Here is a 1,805-nt window from a genome sequence, read left to right on the forward strand (position 1 = left end):
AGCGCCATATTGCAACGCTCGGCATGACGGCCGACCAGTATCGCGAGAAGTGGGGCCTTGGCGCCGACTATCCGATGGTAGCGCCGAATTACTCGCAGAAGCGCTCGGCGCTGGCCAAGGCCTCGGGCCTCGGCCGCGCCGGCAGCCACCACGCGCCGCTGCAATAGGCGCCGGGCTGATGGCCGTCTACGTCGACAACGCCAAGCATCCCTTCGGCCGTCTGCTCATGTGCCATATGTGGGCGGATACCCGCGCCGAACTGCTCGCCATGGCCGACCGCATCGGCGTCCAGCGCCGATGGTTCCAGCGCCCGGCCGGGCTTGGTGTCGCCGGCATGGATGCAACGTGGGAGCATTTCGACATTGCTCAATCGAAGCGCGCGCTGGCCGTCGCCGCCGGCGCGATCGAGACAGACAAATATGGCCCGGTCGAGCACACCGCCCGGCTGAAGGGCGACCAGGTGAAGCTCGACCAGATAGCACAGCTTCGCGCGAAGGGCTTCGGTGCCGGCGCGAGGCCGGCCAATCCTAAGCAGGGAGCACTGCTGTGATCGAGCTTCCCGACCTCGCCATTTCCGTCCGCCAGCCATGGCCATGGGCGATGATGCACTGTGGCAAGGATATCGAAAACCGCGACTGGCCGACGAAGATCAGGGGCCGCGTCTGTCTGCATGTGCCAAGGGCATGACGCGCGACGAGTACGAAGACTGCCTCGCCACAATCCATGAGATCAGTCTGACGCACCCTTTCAAGCCGGGCTTGATGCTGCCGGCATTCGAGGAACTGCCGCGGGGCGGCATCGTCGGAACGGTCGACATAGTCGATTGCGTCGCTGAAAGCGCCAGCCCGTGGTTCTTCGGTCGCTATGGATTTGTTCTGCGCAACGTCGAGCCGTTGGATGAGTTCATTCCCGTCAAAGGCGCACTCGGCTTTTTCAGATGGAGAGACAACCTCAACGCCGCGCCGGTGCTAACGGCAGCGCCAAGACAGGGGAGCCTGCTTTGACGCTGACCCACGCCCCGCAACCATCATCCGTCCGCTTTCCTGTGCAACCGCGCCTGGTGCCGGCGATCAAGGCGGCGCGCTATCTGCACCTGACGCTGCCGGAATTCATGGAATTGCTGCCGGCGCTGCAGCATCAGGGTTTTCCACGGGCGTGCCCGATCACCGGCAATTACGACCTGGTGGCGATCGACGCCTGGCAGGACAAGCGCTCCGGCCTTGCCGGATCAGGATCCGGCGCGCAGTCTAGCGCCGAAATCGCAAGAGCGAGGCTGGCGACCCTTGGCTAAGATCAAGCTGAAGCACTACGTCATTCGCAAGGGCAAGTACGGCTACTGGCTGCCGACGCCGAAGATGGTCGAGGCCGGCTTCGAATGCATCTCCTGTGGCACGGACGGTCCGGATGCGTGGGCGATTGCCAGGCAATGGGAAGACCGCTGGCAGGAATTCCGCAAGGGCAGGGAGCCGCCGCGCCTGCATGTGTGGCCGAAGGATTCGATTGGCGACGCCTTTGCCCGCTATCGCAAGATGGATGCCTGGGAGCGCAAGCCGCCGCGCACGCGTGAAGACTGGGAACGTGGCTGGACGTTCATCGAGCCGTATTTCGCCGACCTGCCGCCGGCCGACATCACGCTCGAGCTGCTCGACGACTGGTATGGCCGCCTGCTGCGGGTCCGAGGCGTCGACATTGCATACCGCGCCATGAAGACGTGGCGGTCGCTCTACAACGTCATGGCCGGCATGAAGCTCTGCCCGCCCAAGGCCGACCCTTCGCAAGCGATCCGCCGCCAGACGCCGCCGCCC

5 protein-coding genes are annotated in these 1,805 nt (G+C 64.7%); all 5 read left to right on the forward strand.

The genetic code is table 11. The features are described from left to right. The coding region (locus tag EN749_RS35090) for a MucR family transcriptional regulator (RefSeq protein WP_189367937.1) at window positions 1-167 on the forward strand (167 nt) is incomplete at its 5' end. Between the two features lie 11 nt (window positions 168-178). Then, window positions 179-550, forward strand: a complete 372-nt coding sequence (locus EN749_RS35095) for a DUF4031 domain-containing protein (protein ID WP_128364888.1) — start codon at window positions 179-181, stop codon at window positions 548-550. A gap of 43 nt (window positions 551-593) precedes the next feature. After that, the gene (locus EN749_RS35100) at window positions 594-1,004 is read left to right on the forward strand and encodes a hypothetical protein (protein WP_245491574.1); all 411 of its coding nucleotides are present in this window, start codon (window positions 594-596) and stop codon (window positions 1,002-1,004) included. Then, the gene (locus EN749_RS35105) at window positions 1,001-1,291 is read left to right on the forward strand and encodes a hypothetical protein (protein WP_128364889.1); all 291 of its coding nucleotides are present in this window, start codon (window positions 1,001-1,003) and stop codon (window positions 1,289-1,291) included. Before EN749_RS35100 ends, EN749_RS35105 begins: the two co-directional genes overlap by 4 nt. Continuing rightward, window positions 1,284-1,805: hypothetical protein (locus tag EN749_RS35110; protein WP_145991160.1), on the forward strand; the 522-nt coding region annotated here is incomplete at its 3' end. The genes EN749_RS35105 and EN749_RS35110, both read left to right, overlap by 8 nt.

Source organism: Mesorhizobium sp. M7A.F.Ca.ET.027.02.1.1 (assembly GCF_004022985.1).
GTDB lineage: Bacteria > Pseudomonadota > Alphaproteobacteria > Rhizobiales > Rhizobiaceae > Mesorhizobium.

Excerpts from the sequence above, each read along its gene's own strand:
- EN749_RS35095 (WP_128364888.1), top strand. The coding sequence starts at position 179 with ATGGCCGTCTACGTCGACAACGCCAAGCATCCCTTCGGCCGTCTGCTC.
- EN749_RS35100 (WP_245491574.1), top strand. The coding sequence starts at position 594 with ATGGGCGATGATGCACTGTGGCAAGGATATCGAAAACCGCGACTGGCC.